Below are 18,466 nucleotides of genomic sequence, written 5' to 3' on the forward strand. Positions count from 1 at the left end.
CGCCGTACTCACCACCGGCTGTATGTCGACCTCCTCGGAGTCGCAGAGTAAGCCGGGCGGTCGCTCGTTCACCGTCGCCGCCGCGGGTGATGTTCTCATCCACCCCGAGCTGATCGAGCAGGCGGCCACGGATGCGAAGAAGACCGGGAAGGGCGAGGCCGGGCTGGACTTCCGCCCCATGCTCGCCGGCGTGGAGCCCGTCATCAGCAAGGCCGACCTCGGCATCTGCCACATGGAGACGCCCGTCGCCAAGCCCGAGGGCCCCTTCGAGGGGTACCCGGAGTTCCTGGTGCCGCCGCAGATCCTCACTGCGCTCAAGGACGTCGGCTACGACACCTGCTCGACCGCCTCGAACCACACGTACGACCACGGCCTGAAGGCCATCCGCCGCACCCTGGACACGATGGACGAGGTCGGCCTCGGCTACGCCGGGTCGTCCCGCACTCGTGAAGAGTCCGAGAAGATAAACATCCGGACGGTGAAGGGCGTCAAGGTGGCGCACCTCTCCTACTCGTGGGAGTCCTTCCTCAATCCGACCCCCGAGAAGGAGCGCTGGGCCTTCAACCGGATCAGCACCAAGGAGATCAAGCAGGCCGAGGAGCGGGCCCGCAAGCAGGGCGCCGAAGTCGTGCTGCTGTCGGTGCACTGGGGGCTTGAGCACTACAACGAACCGAGCGTCCCGCAGTTGGAGCTAGCCGAGCGCATCACCACGGAGACCGGGATCGACCTGGTCATCGGGCACCACGCGCACGTGGTGCAGCCGATACAGAAGGTGAACGGCACCTGGGTCGCCTACAGCCTCGGCAACCAGATCGCCCGGCACTCCTCCCCCACCGGCCTCACCGAGGAAGGCGCGATCGGCTGGTTCGAGTTCCGCGAGACGACCTCCGGATGGGACGTCGCCGCCCGCTACCGCACCACGCTGGTGGACATCCCGCCGGAGGTGGAAGCGGGCGAGAAGGCCCCCGAAGGGTCTGTCGACGCCCATCGGCTCGTCGACGTCAGGGGGGTCCTCGACGACCCGGGCGAGCTGAACGAAGCCCGGCTCGCCCGCTACCGCCTCGCCATCGACCGCACCCGCGGCTTCCTCTTCAACCGGGGAGCGCCGGGCGGCGACGGCCTCGCCGAACTCTCCTTGAAGGACTGACGCGTAGGACGGGCGGAACGGACGTGCGCCCCCGCCCCGCGGAATCCGCCCCCCAAGCGGTCCCGATCCCGAACACGGCCCTCGGCGGCGCCGCAGGAGCACGGCGGGGCCCCGCCCCGCGCCCCGGCCCGCAGGACACCGGGGCCACCGCCCGCAGGCACCCGAGCCGCAGCCCGTAGGAACCAGGAAAGAGCACCAGTGAAACCGAGCAATGCCGCGTACTCCGTGCGCGGAGGCCGGCGCCGCAGCCGCAAGCGCGCGGACATGCCCCTCCTCGGCGGCATCCGTCCGCCGATCGCGGTGCTGTGCGTACTGATCCTGGCCCTCGCCGCCCTGACGGCGAAGGTGCTCGGCCCCAGCAAGGACGCGGTCGCGCCGAAGGCGGTGCTCACCTCGCAGAAGCACTTCGCGGAGGACGGCGCCATCGCGATGCGCGCCTCGGTCGACGAGCGGGTCGCCGACCTGGACCGCACCGCGAAGGCGCTGAGCGCGGGCGAGCCCGTGAAGCCCGAGCGCATCCTGTCGGACCTGGGCCGTACGTACCAGAAGTGGACCGGCACCACGGTGCTGGACGTGGAGAGCGGCGAAGTCCTCGCCGCGCGCGGGGAAACGATCCCGCTCGCCTGGCTGGACAAGGACGTCCTCACCGGGAAGGGCGCCCTGACCCCGCGGATGGTGCGCCTGGAGACCGGTGACGTACGCCTGATGATCATGGCGGTGCTGGACTGGAAGGACCGGCCGCAGCAGTTGCTGCTGGCCTCCAGCAGTCTGTCCGTGCCGGCCATCAACCTGGGCCAGTTCCGCACCATGGCGGTCGTGGCCAAGGACGGCGAGGTGCTGGCCACCGCGGGCTTCGAGCGGGCCGAAGCGCTCAACTCGGACCAGGAGCGCAAGGAGCTCGCGTTCCTCCAGAAGCAGATGAGCCAGCTCTCCGACCAGGCGGCGGTCCGGGCCGAGCAACACCCCGTACGGGCCAAGGAACCCGGGTCGGGCGGCTACCCCGGCGTCAGCGGGACGCTCGTCGGCAAGGAGTACAACGGACGCGTCGCCCTCGCCGGCTACGCCTCCCTCGCCTCCGCCAACCCCGAGGAGAAGAAGAGCGTCGCCGCCGGCCTCGGACTGACCGTGGTGTCCCTGCTGCCCGTGGTGCAGGAGGAGACCGGGGAGTCCGACCGCGAGTTGTACGGACTGGTCGCCGCCGGCGTCCTCGTCGCGCTCGGACTGCTCGCCGCGGCCGTGCTGTGGACGACCGTCCAACGGCCCCTGCTGCGGCTGTTCCTGGAGTCGCGCCGGATCGCCCGCGGCGATCGGACCCGACCGGTCACGGTGCCCCGCTGGGGCGAGGCCGCCCGGATCGGCGCCGCCCTGGAGCGCCTGCGCCAACAGCTCGACACCGAAGCCGACGACGCGACCCCCGGCGGCTCCGCGGGCGCCGACGCCGCGCCGCGCCGCAAGAAGATCCGCATCGGCAGCCGCGGCCCGCTCGCCCTGACGCTGGCCCTGCTGCTCGTGTGGTGCGTGCCCGTCGGGCTGCTGCTCAACCGCACCGACGGCTCGGTCAGCGTGCCGATGACGATGGTGAACGACCAGCGCGACCGTACGGACCTGATCGCCGACCGGGTCCGCAGGGCGCTCAACGAAGCACAGGCCGACCTCGTGTCGACCTCTCATCTGATCGGCGCGGACGACGCGTCCGCCACCGGCCGCACCCTCCAAAAGGCCCTGGACAAGCACACCCGCTACCGGGCCCTGTACGTCGTCGACGCCGACGGCAAGGTGATCTCCAAGGCGGGCGCCGACCCGGCCGACTGGAGCACCGACAAGGACGAGCCGCTGGTCCGGGTCTCCGGCAAGGGCGGCAAGGAGCCCGTGGTCCAGGCCGCGGCCCCGGTGCAGGAGCGCAAGGGCGCCACCCTGGTCGGCGAGATCCGGGTGGAGTTCCTCAACTCCCTGCTGGCCCGGCCCGGGCTCGGCGAGGTCCGGGTGGTGGACGACGAGGGCCTGACCATCGCCGGCAGCGACGGCTTCCTGGCGTTCGAGAAGCTGCCCCGCAGCTCGCTGACCGACATCGTGCGGGCGGCCGGCGTCCGGGTGGGCGCGGACCCGGTCGAGACCGGTCTGCTGCTGCGCGACGGCAGCAAGGTCACGGTGGCCGCGGCCGCCCCGTTCTCCGGCGGCGGCATCACGGCCGACATCGGCTGGACCGTCGTCAGCTGGCAGAACGCCGAGCGCTTCCAGATCGCCCCGTACGAGCGCGAGGACCGCAGCGTGCTCGCCGGCATGCTGGGCCTGGCCGCGATCATCTTCTCCCTCGGCTGGATCTACCTGGTGGTCGTCCGACCGCTGCGGGCCCTGGCCACCAGCGCGGAGAAGCTCGCCGACGGCGACCTGAAGACCGTGCTCTACCCGCGCTACGCGGACGAGGTGGGTGCGGTCGTCCGCAGCCTCGAACTACTGCGTCAGCAGGCGCAGGCCCACAGACACAACCAGGCGCGCCGGACCGCGGAGGTCCAGCCCGGCGTCGGCGGAAGGTGACCGGCCGTGCTCTACCTCTACTTCGTCCTGCTGACCGGCGGGGTGTTCCTGCTGATAGCGGGGATCGTGGAACAGCGCAGGCACTACGCCGCCCTGCACTCCATCCCCAGCCGGGTGCTGGTCAACGGCATCCGCGGCAAGTCGTCCATCACCCGGCTGTGCGCGGGGGCGCTGCGCGGCGGTGACCTGGTCACCGTCGCGAAGACGACGGGGACGGCCGCGCGCTTCATCCACCCCGACGCCACCGAGGAGCCGGTCTACCGCAAGTTCGGCATCGCCAACGTGGTGGAGCAGATCGGCATCGTGCGCCGGGCCGCCACGTACCGGCCGCACGCCCTGGTGATCGAGTGCATGGCCGTCATGCCGGCGCTCCAGGAGGTCAACCAGAGCAAGCTGATCCGCTCCACGATCGGCGTGCTGTGCAACGTGCGCGAGGACCACCTCGCCGAGATGGGCCCCACCCTGGACGACGTCGCCCGCTCGCTGTGCCGCTCGATGCCGCAGGACGGCATCTGCGTCACGGCCGAGAAGGACCGCTTCCACATCCTCCAGGAGGAGGCGGACGCCCGTAACTGCCAGCTGGTCTACGCCGACCCGGACACCGTCACCGACGAGGAGCTGCGCGGCTTCAGCTGGTTCACGTTCAAGGAGAACGTGGCGATCGCGCTCACCGTCGCGGAACTGCTCGGCGTGGAGCGCCAGGTGGCCCTCCAGGGCATGTACGACGCCCCGCCGGACCCGGGCGTGCTGTCCGTGGAGCGCTACGTCACCCCCGAGGGCAAGCGGCTGGCGTTCGCCAACGTCTTCGCGGCCAACGACCCCGAGTCGACGCTGATGAACGTCAACCAGCTGCTGGACCTCGGCGCGATCAACCGGCCGCTGAACGTCGTGATCAACTGCCGGCCCGACCGCGTGGAGCGCAACGGGCAGATGGGCGAGCTGATCCCGGACCTCAAGCCGGACCACGTCTTCGTCATCGGCCACCCGGCCAAGAGCGCGATCGACGCCGTCCCCGCCGAGTGGCGGGACCGCGCGGTCGACCTCGGCGGCGAGCGCCGCCCGGCCGAGGACTTCATGACGTCCATGCTCGGCACGATGCCCGACGGCTCCTCCCTCGTCGCGATCGGCAACATCCACGGCCAGGGCGAGGAACTGCTGGAGTACCTCGCCGAACTCCCCGCCGACGAGAGCGGCGCGACGCGCGGAGCGGAGCCGGAGCAGGAGCAGCACCAGGCCGCTCCCGTCGTCGCCCAGCCCGCGCGCCTGGACCCGTACGCCCCGTACCCGGTGGCGTACGAGGAGCGCTACCAGGCGTCCCAGACCCAGGAGATCCCGGTGGTGCGGATCCCGACCCAGCCCACCGACGAGCACCGGCTGGAGCCGGTGCCGCCGCCCGCCACCGCGGGCTCGTGGGACGGCCGGGCGTGGCCCGCGGCCGACGGGCGCCCCGAGGCGCGGGCCGAGGAGCCGTTCGACCCCTTCGGCCACCGGCAGCACCCGCCCCACGACATCCACGAGGGCGATCAACGGCCTCCGCACCACCGCACCTGACCAGCGGACGGCCGCCGGCCGCCGTCGCACGTCCCGTCCGCCCTGCCTCGCAACACCCGCCCGGAGTCCCCAGTTGACCACTGCCGCCCTGACCCCCGAGATGGCTGCCCTGGGCATCGCCATAGGTCTGTTCTTCTCCCTGCTGTGCTACCTGACCACCAACCTCTCCCCCGGCGGCATGATCACGCCGGGGTGGGTCGCGCTGACCCTCATCGAGGACCTCCAGCGCGCGGCCATGGTCGTCGGGGTCACCGCGCTGACCTACGCCGGCACCAAGCTGATGCAGCGGGTCATGATCCTGTACGGGAAGCGGCTGTTCGCCGCGGTGGTCCTGCTCGGGGTGCTGCTCCAGTCGACCGTGATGATCGTGCTGTCCATCGAGTTCCCGCTGCTGTACGGGAACGAGACGCTCGGCTTCATCGTCCCGGGCCTGATCGCCTACCAGTTGGTGCGCCAGCCCAAGGTGCCGACGCTGCTCGCGACGGCCTCCGTCTCGATGATGGCGTACATCGTCGTCGCCGCCGGCCTGCTGCTCGGCGTCATGCCCGCCGCCTGAGTCCGAAGAATCGAGGAATTTCGATGGCACTGAAGAAGAACTCGCGCCGGATCCTGCCGGTCCTCGCGGTCCTCGGGCTCGTCGCGACGTCCGGGTACCTCACGCTGGAGTTGCGCCAGCAGGAGGACGACGGAATCACCGAGATCCGCAACGTCGGCGTCCTGAACGGGATAAAGGGGACCACCGGCGCCTCCACCGACAAGGGCGAGGAGGGCTGGACCCGACTGGAGAACCCCGCGCGCAGCGTGCTGCGCGGCGGCGACGGCCGGGTGAAGGCGGTGCTGACCGACGGCGCGCAGACCGCGAAGCTGACCGGCCCGGCGCGCACCTTCGCCGAGCCGGCGTCGACGGGCTCCAAGGTCTCCACCACGGACTGGGTGCGGCTGATGCCCAAGGCGTGGTCCGAGGGCGCGGAGAAGGAGAAGTGGTTCAAGGAGTGGTACGGGGAGTACGCGGACAGCAAGGAGGACGACATCTTCGCGTCCGCCTTCCAGTACGTGCAGGGCGTCCAGGACAAGAAGGACGAGCAGGGTCGCCTCGTCGCGGGTGACGCGAACTTCGGCCCGCTGAACACCACCGGCGCGGAGGACGGCGACCTGCGCCTTGAGCAGTCCGACTTCTACGACTACCTCGGCAAGCCCTACCCCTTCCGGGACGGCAAGACCGGCACCCCGGAAGCCATGCGCGCCCGCTCCCTGGACTGCTCGGGCTACATCCGGATGGTGGTGGGCTTCCGCGGGCGCTATCCGCTGATGTCGTCGGACCGTTCGGGCGACGGCCTGCCGCGCACCGCGAACGGGATGGCGCGCTCGAAGGAGGGCGTGGACGTGCTGCCGCTGAAGGGCATCACGCCTGCGGACCGCCCGACCGCGATCGACCAACTGCAACCGGGTGACCTGGTGTTCTTCAAGCTGGACGCCCGCACCAAGGAGCGGCTGGACCACGTCGGCATCGTCCTCGGCCACGACACCGAGGGCCATCTGATCTTCGTCTCCAGCCGCGAGGAGGTCAACGGACCCACCATCGGCGACATCGGCGGGGTCTCCCGACTGGACGGCAACGGCTACTACGCGAAGACGCTGCGCAGCGCGAAGCGGCTGTAGCTGTCGCGCCCGTCGCGCGGGCGCACGCAAGGGGCGGGGTCACCCACAAGGGTGGCCCCGCCCCCATGCGTGGCAGCAGTGCCACGCGGCGCGTGCGCTGCGGCTCAGAAGACGGACTCCGCCTCGTTCATCCGGTTCTCCGGGACCATCTTCAGCTGCGTCACGGCGTCCGCGAGCGGGGCCATCACGACCTCCGTGCCGCGCAGCGAGGTCATCTTGCCGAAGTCGCCGCGGTGCGCGGCCTCCACGGCGTGCCAGCCGAAGCGGGTGGCGAGGACCCGGTCGTACGCGGTGGGGACGCCGCCGCGCTGGACGTGGCCGAGGATGACCGGCTTGGCCTCCTTGCCCAGGCGGTGCTCCAGCTCGACCGCGAGGCGGTTGCCGATGCCCTGGAAGCGCTCGTGGCCGAACTGGTCGATCTCGCCCTTGCGGTACTCCATCGATCCCTCGGCGGGGTGCGCGCCCTCCGCGACGCAGATGACGGCGAACTTCTTGCCGCGGGCGAACCGCTCCTCGACCATCTTGACCAGGTCCTGGACCTCGAACGGTCGCTCGGGCAGACAGATGCCGTGCGCACCGCCCGCCATGCCGGACTCCAGGGCGATCCACCCCGCGTGCCGCCCCATCACCTCGACGACCATCACGCGCTGGTGCGACTCCGCGGTGGTCTTCAGCCGGTCGATGGCCTCGGTGGCGACCGTCACGGCGGTGTCGAAGCCGAAGGTGCGGTCGGTGGCGGAGATGTCGTTGTCGATGGTCTTCGGGACGCCGACGACGGGCATGCCGGCGTCCGCGAGCATCCGGGACGCGGTGAGCGTGCCCTCGCCGCCGATGGGGATCAGCACGTCGATGCCGTACTGCCGCTGGATCTCGCCGCAGTTCTCCGCGGCCTCCCGCAGCCTGCTGCGCTCCAGGCGCGCGGAGCCGAGGATCGTGCCGCCGCGGGCCAGGATGCCGCTGACGGCGTTGAGGTCGAGGGGGCGGTGGTGGCCGTCGAGGAGGCCCTTGAAGCCGTCCTCGAAACCGATGACCTCGTCGCCGTGCCCGGTGATGGCCCGGTGCACGACCGAGCGGATCACGGCGTTGAGACCGGGGCAGTCGCCTCCGGCGGTCAGCACTCCGATACGCATAGCGCTGTGTCTCCTGCTCGTAGTGGGGCGTCTGAGCCGAGAAACAATTGTTCCACGCCCGCATTAACGCCGCGCCACCCGCCAGGCATCTAGTCCACTTGGAGAGGTATTGTCAAGGGGGAAAGCCGCGCACCAGCGGTTTTTCTTCGGTTTTTGCCAGAACGAGTGACTGCAACGTCGAGTGACGACGGGCGGACGGAGGGCGCACGTGACGCGCAGCGTGTACGTGACCGGGATCGACCGCGGGGACGGCCGCCAGGTCGTCGAGCTGGGGGTCATGGAGCTGCTGACCCGCCAGGTGGACCGGGTGGGGGTCTTCCGGCCCCTGGTGCACGACGGGCCGGACCGGCTGTTCGAGCTGCTGCGGGCCCGCTACCGGCTCGCCCAGGACCCCGCGTCCGTGTACGGCATGGACTACCACGAGGCGTCCGCGCTCCAGGCCGAGCAGGGCACCGACGAGCTGGTCTCCCACCTGGTGGACCGCTTCCACCGGGTCGCCCGCGCCTACGAGGTCGTCCTCGTCCTCGGCACCGACTTCGCCGCCACCCAGCTCCCCGACGAGCTGGCGCTCAACGCCCGGCTCGCCAACGAGTTCGGCGCCTCCGTGATCCCCGTGGTCGGCGGCCGGGGCCAGACCGCGGAGTCGGTGCGCGCCGAGGCCCGCAACGCCTTTCGCGCGTACGAGGCGCTCGGCTGCGACATCCTCGCCATGACGGTGAACCGCGTGGCGCCCGCCGACCGCGCGGAGATAGCCGAGCGGCTGGCGGCCCGCCTCCCCGTCCCCTGCTACGTCCTGCCCGACGAGCCCGCGCTCGCCGCGCCCACCGTCTCCCAGATCGCCCACGCCCTGAACGGCACGGTGCTGCTCGGCGACGACTCCGGCCTCGCCCGCGACGCCCTCGACTTCGTCTTCGGCGGCGCGACCCTGCCGAACTTCCTCACCGCCCTGACCCCCGGCTGCATGGTCGTGACCCCCGGCGACCGGGCCGATCTGGTCGTCGGCGCCCTCGCCGCGCACTCCGCCGGCACCCCGCCCATCGCCGGCGTGCTGCTCACCCTCGACGAGCGGCCCAGCGACGAGGTGCTGACCCTGGCGTCCCGGCTGGCCCCCGGCACCCCGGTGGTCTCCGTCGCCGCCACCAGCTTCCCCACCGCCACCGAACTGTTCGGTCTGGAGGGCAAGCTGAGCGCCGCCACCCCGCGCAAGGCGGAGACCGCGCTCGGCCTCTTCGAGCGGCACGTCGACTCCGCCGAGCTGCTGGACCGGCTGGCGGTGGCCCGCAGCGGCCGGGTCACCCCGATGATGTTCGAGCACGAGCTGCTGGAGCAGGCCCGTTCCGACCGGCGCCGCGTCGTGCTGCCGGAGGGCACCGAGGAGCGGGTGCTGCGCGCCGCCGACGTGCTGGTCCGCCGCGACGTCTGCGACCTGACCCTGCTCGGCGACCCGGACGTGATCCGCAAGAAGGCCGCCGACCTCGGCATCGACCTGTCCGCCGTCCAGCTCGTCGACCCGCACACCTCGGAGCTGCGCCAGCCCTTCGCCGAGCGGTACGCCGAGCTGCGCGCCCACAAGGGCGTCTCGGTGGAGCTGGCGTACGACGTGGTCGCCGACGTGAACTACTTCGGCACCCTGATGGTGGAGGAGGGCCTCGCCGACGGCATGGTCTCCGGCTCGGTCCACTCGACCGCGGCCACCATCCGCCCGGCGTTCGAGATCATCAAGACGCGCAAGGCGGCCGACGGCTCCGGCGGCGGCGCCTCGATCGTCTCCTCCGTGTTCTTCATGTGCCTGGCGGACGAGGTGCTGGTGTACGGCGACTGCGCGGTCAACCCGGACCCGAACGCCGAGCAGCTCGCGGACATCGCCGTCCAGTCCGCCGCGACCGCCGCCCGCTTCGGGGTGGAGCCGCGGATCGCGATGCTCTCGTACTCCACCGGCACCTCCGGCTCCGGAGCGGACGTCGACAAGGTGCGGGAGGCCACCGAGCTGGTCCGCCGGGCCCGCCCGGACCTGCGGATCGAGGGGCCGATCCAGTACGACGCGGCCGTGGAGCCGTCCGTCGCCGCGACCAAGCTGCCGGACTCCGAGGTCGCCGGCCGCGCGACGGTGCTGATCTTCCCCGACCTGAACACCGGCAACAACACGTACAAGGCCGTGCAGCGCTCGGCGGGCGCGGTGGCGGTCGGCCCCGTGCTCCAGGGCCTGCGCAAGCCGGTGAACGACCTGTCGCGCGGCGCCCTGGTCGGCGACATCGTGAACACGGTCGCGATCACCGCGATCCAGGCCCAGCCGGACCCGGGGGCCTAGGTCGTGTCTTCAAAGTCCCGTCTGCCTGGCGTGCCCCAAAGGCGGACGACGCTACTTTGAAGACACTCCCGAGCAGCCCGCGCGACCGGCCCGGTCGGCCGCGGCGCCGGCGTAGCGCACTCCGTACGCCCCCGAACCCCGCCCCTCGAAGACCCGCGAACCGCACCCGACAGAAGGCCCCACGCACGTGACCACGAAGCCCGCTCCCTCCCGCGTCCTCGTCCTGAACTCCGGCTCCTCCTCGGTCAAGTACCAGCTGCTCGACATGGGAGACGGCGCCCGGCTCGCGGTCGGGCTCGTGGAGCGGATCGGCGAGCGGACGTCCCGACTCGTGCACACCCCGGGCGACGGCGGCGAGCCGCGCGAGCGCACCGCCCCGATCGCCGACCACGAGGCCGCGCTGAAGGCGGTCGCACAGGAACTGTCGGCGGACGGGCTCGGGCTGGACTCGCCCGAGCTGGCGGCGATCGGCCACCGGGTGGTCCACGGCGGGCTGAAGTTCAGCGCGCCGACCGTCGTCGACGACGAGGTGCTGGCGGAGATCGAGCGGCTGGTCCCGGTGGCCCCGCTGCACAACCCGGCGAACATCGTCGGCATCCGCACGGCCCGGGCGCTCCGCCCCGACCTGCCGCAGGTCGCGGTCTTCGACACCGCCTTCCACACCACCATGCCGGAGTCGGCGGCCCGGTACGCCATCGACGTGGAGACCGCGGACGCGCACCGGATCCGCCGCTACGGCTTCCACGGCACCTCGCACGCGTACGTCTCGCGCGAGACGGCGAAGCTGCTGGGCAAGGAGCCGGCGGAGGTGAACGTGATCGTGCTGCACCTGGGCAACGGCGCGTCCGCCTCCGCGGTCGCCGGCGGCCGGTGCGTGGACACCTCGATGGGGCTCACGCCACTGGAGGGCCTGGTGATGGGCACCCGTTCGGGCGACGTGGACCCGGCGGTCACCTTCCACCTCAAGCGGGTGGCGGGCATGTCGACGGACGAGATCGACACCCTGCTGAACAAGAAGAGCGGGCTGGTGGGGCTCTGCGGCGACAACGACATGCGGGAGATCCGCCGGCGCATCGACGAGGGCGACGAGCAGGCGCGGCTGGCGTTCGAGATCTACGTGCACCGGCTGAAGAAGTACATCGGGGCGTACTACGCGGTACTCGGCCGGGTGGACGCGATCGCCTTCACGGCCGGCGTCGGCGAGAACGCGGCCTTCGTGCGGGAGGCTGCGGTCGCGGGCCTCGAAGAGCTGGGGCTGGCGATCGACGCGGAGCTGAACGCCGAGCGGTCGCCGCGGGCGCGGATCGTCTCGCCGGTGTACGCCCGGGTCGCGGTGGCGGTCGTCCCCACGGACGAGGAGTTGGAGATCGCACGTCAGACATTCGACTTGGTGTCCGCCAATTCACTCACCTGAGTTCACTCGCCTGAGCGAATGTCCGCCCATTTGTATCTTCCACCAGACGGAATATTCCGAGTCGAAACAAACCGATAGGATCCGCCTTATGCGCCGTTCCAAAATCGTCTGCACACTGGGCCCCGCCGTCGACTCGTACGAGCAGCTGAAAGCTCTCATCGAGGCCGGGATGAACGTGGCCCGCTTCAACATGAGCCACGGCAACCACGCCGACCACCAGGGCCGCTACGAGCGCCTGCGGCGGGCTTCCGCGGACACCGGCCGGGCGATCGGCGTGCTCATCGACCTCCAGGGCCCCAAGATCCGTCTGGAGACCTTTGCCGACGGCCCCGTCGAGCTGGTGCGCGGTGACGAGTTCACCATCACCACCGAGGACGTGCCCGGCGACCGCACCATCTGCGGCACCACCTACAAGGGCCTGCCCGGGGACGTCGCCAAGGGCGACCAGGTCCTCATCAACGACGGCAACGTCGAACTGCGGGTCGTGGAGGTCGACGGCCAGCGGGTGAAGACCATCGTCGTCGAGGGCGGAGTGATCTCCGACCACAAGGGCATCAACCTCCCCGGCGCCGCGGTCAACGTGCCCGCGCTCTCCGACAAGGACGTGGAGGACCTGCGCTTCGGCCTGGAGATGGGCTGCGACCTGGTCGCGCTCTCCTTCGTCCGGGACGCGGGCGACGTCCGCGACGTCCACAAGGTGATGGACGAGGTCGGCCGGCGCGTCCCGGTGATCGCCAAGGTCGAGAAGCCGCAGGCCGTGGAGAACATGCAGGACGTCGTGATGGCGTTCGACGGCGTCATGGTGGCCCGCGGTGACCTCGCCGTCGAGTACCCGCTCGAAAAGGTCCCGATGGTGCAGAAGCGCCTCATCGAGCTGTGCCGCCGCAATGCCAAGCCGGTGATCGTGGCGACCCAGATGATGGAGTCGATGATCACCAACTCGCGGCCGACGCGCGCCGAGGCGTCCGACGTCGCCAACGCCATCCTGGACGGCGCGGACGCGGTCATGCTCTCCGCCGAGTCCTCCGTGGGCGCCTACCCGCTGGAGACCGTCAAGACGATGTCGAAGATCGTCACGGCGGCGGAGGGCGAGCTGCTCTCCAAGGGCCTCCAGCCGCTGGTGCCGGGCAAGAAGCCGCGCACCCAGGGCGGTTCGGTGGCCCGCGCGGCCTGCGAGATCGCGGACTTCCTGGACGGCAAGGCGCTGATCGCCTTCACCCAGTCCGGCGACACGGCGCGGCGGCTGTCCCGCTACCGCGTCTGCCAGCCGATCCTGGCCTTCACCACCGAGGAGTCCACCCGCAACCAGCTCACGCTGAGCTGGGGCGTGGAGTCCTTCGTCGTGCCGCACGTCGACAACACCGACGCGATGGTCGACCTGGTGGACGCGGAGCTGTCGAAGCTCCAGCGCTACAACGAGGGCGACACCATGGTCATCACGGCCGGCTCGCCGCCCGGCGTCCCCGGCACCACGAACATGGTGCGGGTGCACCACCTGGGCTCCAAGGCCTGAGCCCTGGCCCGACGTGACGCACGGCGGTGCCCCGGTCCGATGCGGACCGGGGCACCGCCGCGTTCATACGGCTACGTGGCCTCGTAGTCGCCGGGTGTGAAATAGTTGTGCAGGCCCGGGACCGTCAGCGTCCCGCCGAACTGGCCCGCCTGGCGGACCGTCACGTCGGTGAAGATCGCCAGCGGTACGTTCAGCGGCGGCGGCTTCTCGGGGCTGAAGGTGACCGGGATGATCCCGAAGAGGTTGCCCTTCAGCTCCTCGGTGTACATCGTCACGGTGCCGTTGCGGATGGTGGAGGTGGAGCCCTTGTCCGCCTCCACGTGCATCGTCGTCTTGCGGGGCCGTCCACCAGCTGGTGCAGGTCCTTGATGTCGACGCTGCTCGCGGTGAACTTCAGCACCGGTTTGACCGCCCCGCTGCCGGTCCGCACCTCGACGATGCCCTGGTAGTCCAGGCCCGCCAGGGTGAGCTTGGTGCTCTTGAGGATCCACGGCTTGTCGGGGAGGTCGGGGATGCCCGGCTCCAACTCGGCTTCGGCCAGCGCCTCGGGGTCCGGGGTGGGGCACGGGAAGCGGGGTTTGGCCCCGTCGGGTATGTCCTCGTCCTTCTTCGGTTCGAGGCCCTTGGCGTCCTCGGCCAGTTCCTCGACCTCGGCTCCCGCCCGATCGGCGGCCCGGCGGATGGCCTCCTCGGTCCCGCCGTCGTCGTTGGCCGGCTCCCGTGCGGCGTCGTGCTCGCCGGGCCGGGCCGCGTCCGGCTTCTTCGGGGGCTCGGTGGACGGCTTCGGGTCCGCCGCCACGGGCGGGGTCGCCTTCGGCGGAGGCGTCGCGGGCGGGGTCGGGGGCGGCGGCTTGCCCTTGTCCCCCAAGCCGAACAGGTCCCGCAGCGCGTCCCCCACCCCCAACGGGTCCCAGGGGTCGCGGGTCCTGGTCGCGCTCGGCGAGGGCGAGGGGCTGGCGCCGGCCGCCGTCTGGCCCTTCCCGTCCTGCTCGGCGGACGCCGCCACGGGCGACCGACCCGGCTCCGCGTCGTCCTGGCCGTTGCGCTCGGGCGGGTCCGCACCCGGCTCCGCTTCCTCCTCGCCCGACGGTTCGTCCGAGGGTTTCGCGCTCTGGGACGGCTTCGGGGATTCAGGCTTCCCGGCCCGCTCAGGGGTCTCGGCCTGCCCTGACTTCTCGGGCTTCTCGGGCTTCGAGGATTCCTGCGGCTCGTCCGACCGGGTCACGCACGGCCCCGGGGCGAAGGGGATGTCCTTGTTGTCGGCGAGGGCCGCCTTGGGGGTGAGACCCATTCCGACGAAGACGGCGGTCGGCATGGCCGCCAGGGCTATCGCCTTCCCGGCCGGCCGCTGGAGCTTGCTCAACAGCGACTTCTTCGGGGCGGCGTGCCGAGGGCCCTTCCCGGCCCGCGCCCCATCGCCGTCGGCACCCGTCCCGGCCCCGGTCAGCGGTGTGACGTCACCCTGCACTGTTCCTCCCACCGTGGGGGTCGATGGTCGTCTTCTCGTACGGGTCGGCCGGCTCGGCCTGCATCGGGGCCGGCGCTGCCGTGGGCGCCGTGACCTCCCCCGGGGTCGCCAAGGGCTCCGGCTCGTGCACGATCGGCTTCCCGGGCGCCCAGGAAACGGAGAGCGCACCGCCGAGCAGGGCGAAGAGGAAGCCGATCACGAAGCCGCCCAGATTGGCGACGGGGATCGAGATCAGGGCGAGCAGGATCGCGGCCACCCCGGCGAACACCCGCACGATGTGGTGGAACCACATGGTGAGCCCCAGCGTGACCAACAGCACGCCGATGATCAGTGAACCCGCGCCCGCGGTCGTCGACATGGAGAGCGTCAGATGCCCCAGCTTCAGGCTGGCATAGGGGAAGTAGGCGATCGGGATGCCGCCGATGAGGGTGAACAGCCCGGCCCAGAAAGGCCGTTGCCCCCGCCAGTCACGGAACCTTCGCCAGAGGGTCCGGGTGGGGTGCTCGTTCCGCCCGGTGGCCATGGAGTCGGCGCTCATGGAAAACAGCTCCCTGGAACTGGTGTTGCTGGGTGGAGAGTGGGCGGGCGGCCGGCGCCGCTGCGGCGTCACCGCCCGCCCGGACGGTCGACCGTCAGTAGCACTCGACCTTCGGGCCGTCGCCCTTGTGCAGTCGCATCTTGAGACCGCCCAACTTGAAGGTGCCGGCGGTGGTCGCCCACGCCTTCTGCTTGACGCCGGTCAGCACGGCCCGGTCCGCCTGCTGGGCGAAGCCGTTGGGGAGGACCTCGTCCTTCACGACCGGGCCCTTGCCGCCCCGCCGCGAGTCCGTGTCCTTCGCCGCGACACCGATGTCGATGTTGGTGAACTTCGCGTCGCCGTCCAGCTCGGTGATGTCGAGGTAGAGGTTCTCCGCCTCGACCGACTTGCTGCCCTCACCGGCCCGGAGCTCCAGCGTGATCTTCCCCAGCAACGGCACGTCGGTGACGACCGACTGACACATGTTCTTGATGGTCGCCGACCGGAAGGTCGAAATGGCGACCGGGTGCTTGGTCTTGTCGTCGCCGTCCATCGTCTTGTAGCCCATGTCCACGCCGCCGTACTGCGCGAACCCGGTGCCGTCGAGCTTGCCTGCCGTGACCTTGAACTCCTGGCCGGACACCGCGAAGGACGCGGCGAGCGCCCCCTGTGCCAGCCCGATGCCGATGGCGGCGGTGGCCGCCACGCTCGGCACCATGACTAGGGCGAACCGCTTCCATCTGGTTCCGCCACGAGTCATCGACTCCATGACTTTCCTCCTTCTCGGACGTACACCCCGGCTGACGGACCCGTCCGTCACGAGGTGGGAGAAGCGCTACGTCCCCGGGAAGAAGAGCGCCCGCGACTCCAGGCGCGTACCGCGACCGAAACACCGGCGATCACCCCCGAGCGACAACCACTGATCGCGCCTGACGCGTCATGCGCAACCTCGGGTCGGACAGGCCCTGCCGTTCGGCAGGAACCCCCCTGTCCGCGTCCGGCGGTGCGCCGGCCGGCTCGGTGGGGACCCAGGAAACCGCGGGCACGGCCGGGGAGCCGGGCCGGTGCGGTATTGGACCGAGCGTCGCCGATCGTGGTCCATTCACGGCCTTGACACAAGGGGGATCGTTACTGGCTAGTAACGACCTGATGACCACACACCGGCCACGCGTTGCCCGCACGGGCACACAGGGTGCACCAGCTCTCCACGGCATAGCAGGGCAAGACCACCAAAAGCCGGACAGGGCAAGCATGTTGATTTACTGCGAGTAACACCGCTCCTCTTTGCCAAGATTTGGCAAAGAGGAGCGGTGCTTTGTCACTGTGTCGCCAAATGCAACGGGCGCTCTCCGGCCCGTCGATCCCCGTCACTCACCGGGGGACGAACGGTGCGCGGGCGCCGCCCGGCGGCGCTCAGTACAGGGCGCGGGCCAGCGCCGAACGGGCTGCGGCCACCCGGGGGTCGTCGGTCCCGACCACCTCGAAGAGCGCCAACAGCCGTACGCGCGCGGCGTCCCGCTCCTCGCCGCGGGTCCGCCGTACGGCCTCGACCAGTCGCCCGAAGGCGTCCTCCACGTGCCCGCCGACCAGGTCCAGATCGGCCGCCGCGATCTGAGCCGCCACGTCGTCCGGACGGGCCGCCGCGTCCTGCCGCGCCTTGTTCGGGTCCAGGTCCTTGACCCGGTCGAGCAGTTCGGCCTGGGCGAGCCCCAGTTTCGCCTCGGTGTTCTGGGGGTCCTCCGACAGCACGTTCCTGTACGCCTGCACCGCGCCGGCGAAGTCGCCCGCGTCCAGCGCCTGCACGGCCGCGCCGAGCGCGGCGTCGTACGGTCCGACCGGCTCCGGGGCCTCGGCGGCGGGCTCGCCGGCCTCGCCCTCCGGGGCGACCGCGATGCCGGTCAGCCCGAAGCGCTGCTCGGCGACTTGGATCAGCTGGTCCAGGGTCTCCCGGATCTGCCGCTCGGGGGCCGCGCCCTGGAAGAGCGGCAGCGCCTGCCCGGCGACCACCGCGAACACCGCGGGAATGCCCTGCACGCCGAACTGCTGCATCAGCAGCTGGTTGGCGTCGACGTCGATCTTGGCGAGCAGGAAACGACCGTTGTACTCCGTCGCCAGCCGCTCCAGGAGGGGCCCGAGCTGCTTGCAGGGCTCGCACCACTCGGCCCAGAAGTCGATGACGACCGGCACCTCGGTGGAGCGCTGCAACACGTCGCGCTCGAAGCCGGCCTCGTCGACGTCGATCACCAGGCCGGAGGGGGCCACGGCACCGCCGCCGCCCTGGCGAGCGGCCTCGGCCCGCGCCTGCTCCGCCTTGGCCTTGGCCTCGTTGGCCGCCTTCACCGCGGCGAGGTCGACGACGCCGCTCATGGACATGTTCCTAGGCTGCATGAGTACATCCTCCCCCCTTCGCGCCCGCAAGTGAAAAGCACCCCGAAAAGCTCGTGGAGCTGGCGCACGGTCCCCACCCTGCGCCGGTGGTCGTCGCTGGAGCCGATCACGGCTTTCGCTACGGCTCGTAGCGTAACTGCGACGGCACGGCGCCGTGTGAGATTCCTCCCGTGAACTGCCTCACAGCAATCCTCCTACCCGCCGGTATGGTCGCGGGCATGCAGAGCCGTACGGGCCGTCCCCGGAGCGCGGGGACCGACACCGCGATCCTCGACGCCACACGGGCCGCGCTGGTGGACCTCGGCTGGTCGAAGCTGACCATGGGGGACGTGGCGATCCGCGCCGGCGTCGCCAAGACGACGCTCTACCGGCGCTGGTCCAACAAGAACGAACTCGTGGTGGACGCGGTGGCCGTCATCTTCGACGAGCTGCGCCTGCCCGATCTCGGGAGCCTCACCGCCGACGTGCAGGCCGTGGTCCTCCAGTTCGCGGCGCTGCTGGAGCGCCCGGAGGCCAGGACGGCGCTGATGGCCGTGGTGGCGGAGGCCACCCGCGACGAGGCGCTGCGCCGGCGCATCCGCTCGGCGATCGTGGACCGGCAGAAGCGCCTGGTGCTGGAGGGACGGGCGCGGGCGCAGGCCCGCGGGGAGCTGCCGTACGAGGACGACCCGGCACGGGCGGCGGACCGGGCGGACCTGATCTTCGACGTGATCGCCGGCGCCGTCGTCCACCGCGCGCTGGTGAGCGCGGAGCCGGTGGACGAGGCGTGGGCGCGCGACTTCACGGCCCTGCTGCTGTCGGGCCTGACTCCGTCGGTGCCGTAGCGGCTTGCCGCA

At 71.0% G+C, this 18,466-nt stretch carries 13 protein-coding genes and 1 pseudogene; 9 read left to right on the plus strand and 5 right to left on the minus strand.

What is annotated here, in order from left to right; translation table 11 throughout:
* Positions 1-22 precede the first annotated feature (22 nt).
* The 5 genes from AB0E05_RS30575 (at position 23) to AB0E05_RS30595 (ending at position 6,892) form a co-directional block, all read left to right on the plus strand.
* Positions 23-1,147: a CapA family protein gene (locus tag AB0E05_RS30575; protein WP_361969490.1), complete on the plus strand. Its 1,125-nt coding sequence runs from the start codon at positions 23-25 to the stop codon at positions 1,145-1,147.
* A 264-nt stretch (positions 1,148-1,411) separates the two neighbouring features.
* Positions 1,412-3,682, plus strand: coding sequence for a HAMP domain-containing protein (locus tag AB0E05_RS30580; protein ID WP_361969605.1), 2,271 nt, complete (start codon positions 1,412-1,414; stop codon positions 3,680-3,682).
* 6 nt (positions 3,683-3,688) lie between these two features.
* Positions 3,689-5,233, plus strand: coding sequence for a poly-gamma-glutamate synthase PgsB (gene pgsB, locus AB0E05_RS30585; RefSeq protein WP_361969493.1), 1,545 nt, complete (start codon positions 3,689-3,691; stop codon positions 5,231-5,233).
* Positions 5,234-5,306: 73 nt separating this feature from the next.
* The gene (locus tag AB0E05_RS30590) at positions 5,307-5,789 is read left to right on the plus strand and encodes a poly-gamma-glutamate biosynthesis protein PgsC/CapC (RefSeq protein ID WP_361969496.1); all 483 of its coding nucleotides are present in this window, start codon (positions 5,307-5,309) and stop codon (positions 5,787-5,789) included.
* A 23-nt stretch (positions 5,790-5,812) separates the two neighbouring features.
* Complete coding sequence (locus AB0E05_RS30595) at positions 5,813-6,892, plus strand: NlpC/P60 family protein (protein WP_361969499.1); 1,080 nt, start codon at positions 5,813-5,815, stop codon at positions 6,890-6,892.
* 104 nt (positions 6,893-6,996) lie between these two features.
* Here the strand turns inward: AB0E05_RS30595 and AB0E05_RS30600 are convergent, their stop codons facing one another.
* Positions 6,997-8,022 carry a 6-phosphofructokinase gene (locus AB0E05_RS30600; protein WP_361969502.1) on the minus strand — a complete coding sequence of 342 codons (1,026 nt, stop codon included), beginning with the start codon at positions 8,020-8,022 and terminating at the stop codon, positions 6,997-6,999.
* A 208-nt stretch (positions 8,023-8,230) separates the two neighbouring features.
* On the opposite strand from AB0E05_RS30600, the gene pta reads away from it, so the two are divergent.
* From pta to pyk, 3 genes are all read left to right on the plus strand, one after another.
* Entirely contained in the window at positions 8,231-10,330 is a 2,100-nt protein-coding gene (gene pta / locus AB0E05_RS30605) for a phosphate acetyltransferase (RefSeq protein ID WP_361969505.1), read from the plus strand.
* Between the two features lie 187 nt (positions 10,331-10,517).
* Complete coding sequence (locus AB0E05_RS30610; RefSeq protein ID WP_361969508.1) at positions 10,518-11,744, plus strand: acetate kinase; 1,227 nt, start codon at positions 10,518-10,520, stop codon at positions 11,742-11,744.
* 88 nt (positions 11,745-11,832) lie between these two features.
* Positions 11,833-13,257, plus strand: coding sequence for a pyruvate kinase (pyk, locus tag AB0E05_RS30615; protein ID WP_361969511.1), 1,425 nt, complete (start codon positions 11,833-11,835; stop codon positions 13,255-13,257).
* A gap of 71 nt (positions 13,258-13,328) precedes the next feature.
* Here pyk and AB0E05_RS30620 read toward each other — a convergent pair.
* The 4 genes and pseudogenes from AB0E05_RS30620 to AB0E05_RS30635 form a co-directional block, all read right to left on the minus strand.
* Positions 13,329-14,704, minus strand: a pseudogene (locus AB0E05_RS30620) (hypothetical protein).
* A gap of 10 nt (positions 14,705-14,714) precedes the next feature.
* Complete coding sequence (locus tag AB0E05_RS30625) at positions 14,715-15,263, minus strand: DUF6114 domain-containing protein (protein WP_361969514.1); 549 nt, start codon at positions 15,261-15,263, stop codon at positions 14,715-14,717.
* Between the two features lie 94 nt (positions 15,264-15,357).
* Positions 15,358-16,011 (minus strand): DUF6230 family protein, encoded by a 654-nt coding sequence (locus tag AB0E05_RS30630; RefSeq protein WP_361969517.1) that lies wholly within the window; start codon positions 16,009-16,011, stop codon positions 15,358-15,360.
* 644 nt (positions 16,012-16,655) lie between these two features.
* Positions 16,656-17,630: a tetratricopeptide repeat protein gene (locus AB0E05_RS30635; RefSeq protein WP_361969520.1), complete on the minus strand. Its 975-nt coding sequence runs from the start codon at positions 17,628-17,630 to the stop codon at positions 16,656-16,658.
* Positions 17,631-17,848: 218 nt separating this feature from the next.
* Between AB0E05_RS30635 and AB0E05_RS30640 the strand changes: the two genes are divergently transcribed.
* Entirely contained in the window at positions 17,849-18,454 is a 606-nt protein-coding gene (locus tag AB0E05_RS30640; protein ID WP_361969523.1) for a TetR/AcrR family transcriptional regulator, read from the plus strand.
* Positions 18,455-18,466 lie beyond the last annotated feature (12 nt).

It is taken from the genome of Streptomyces sp. NPDC048057 (assembly GCF_040653095.1).
Lineage (GTDB): Bacteria > Actinomycetota > Actinomycetes > Streptomycetales > Streptomycetaceae > Streptomyces.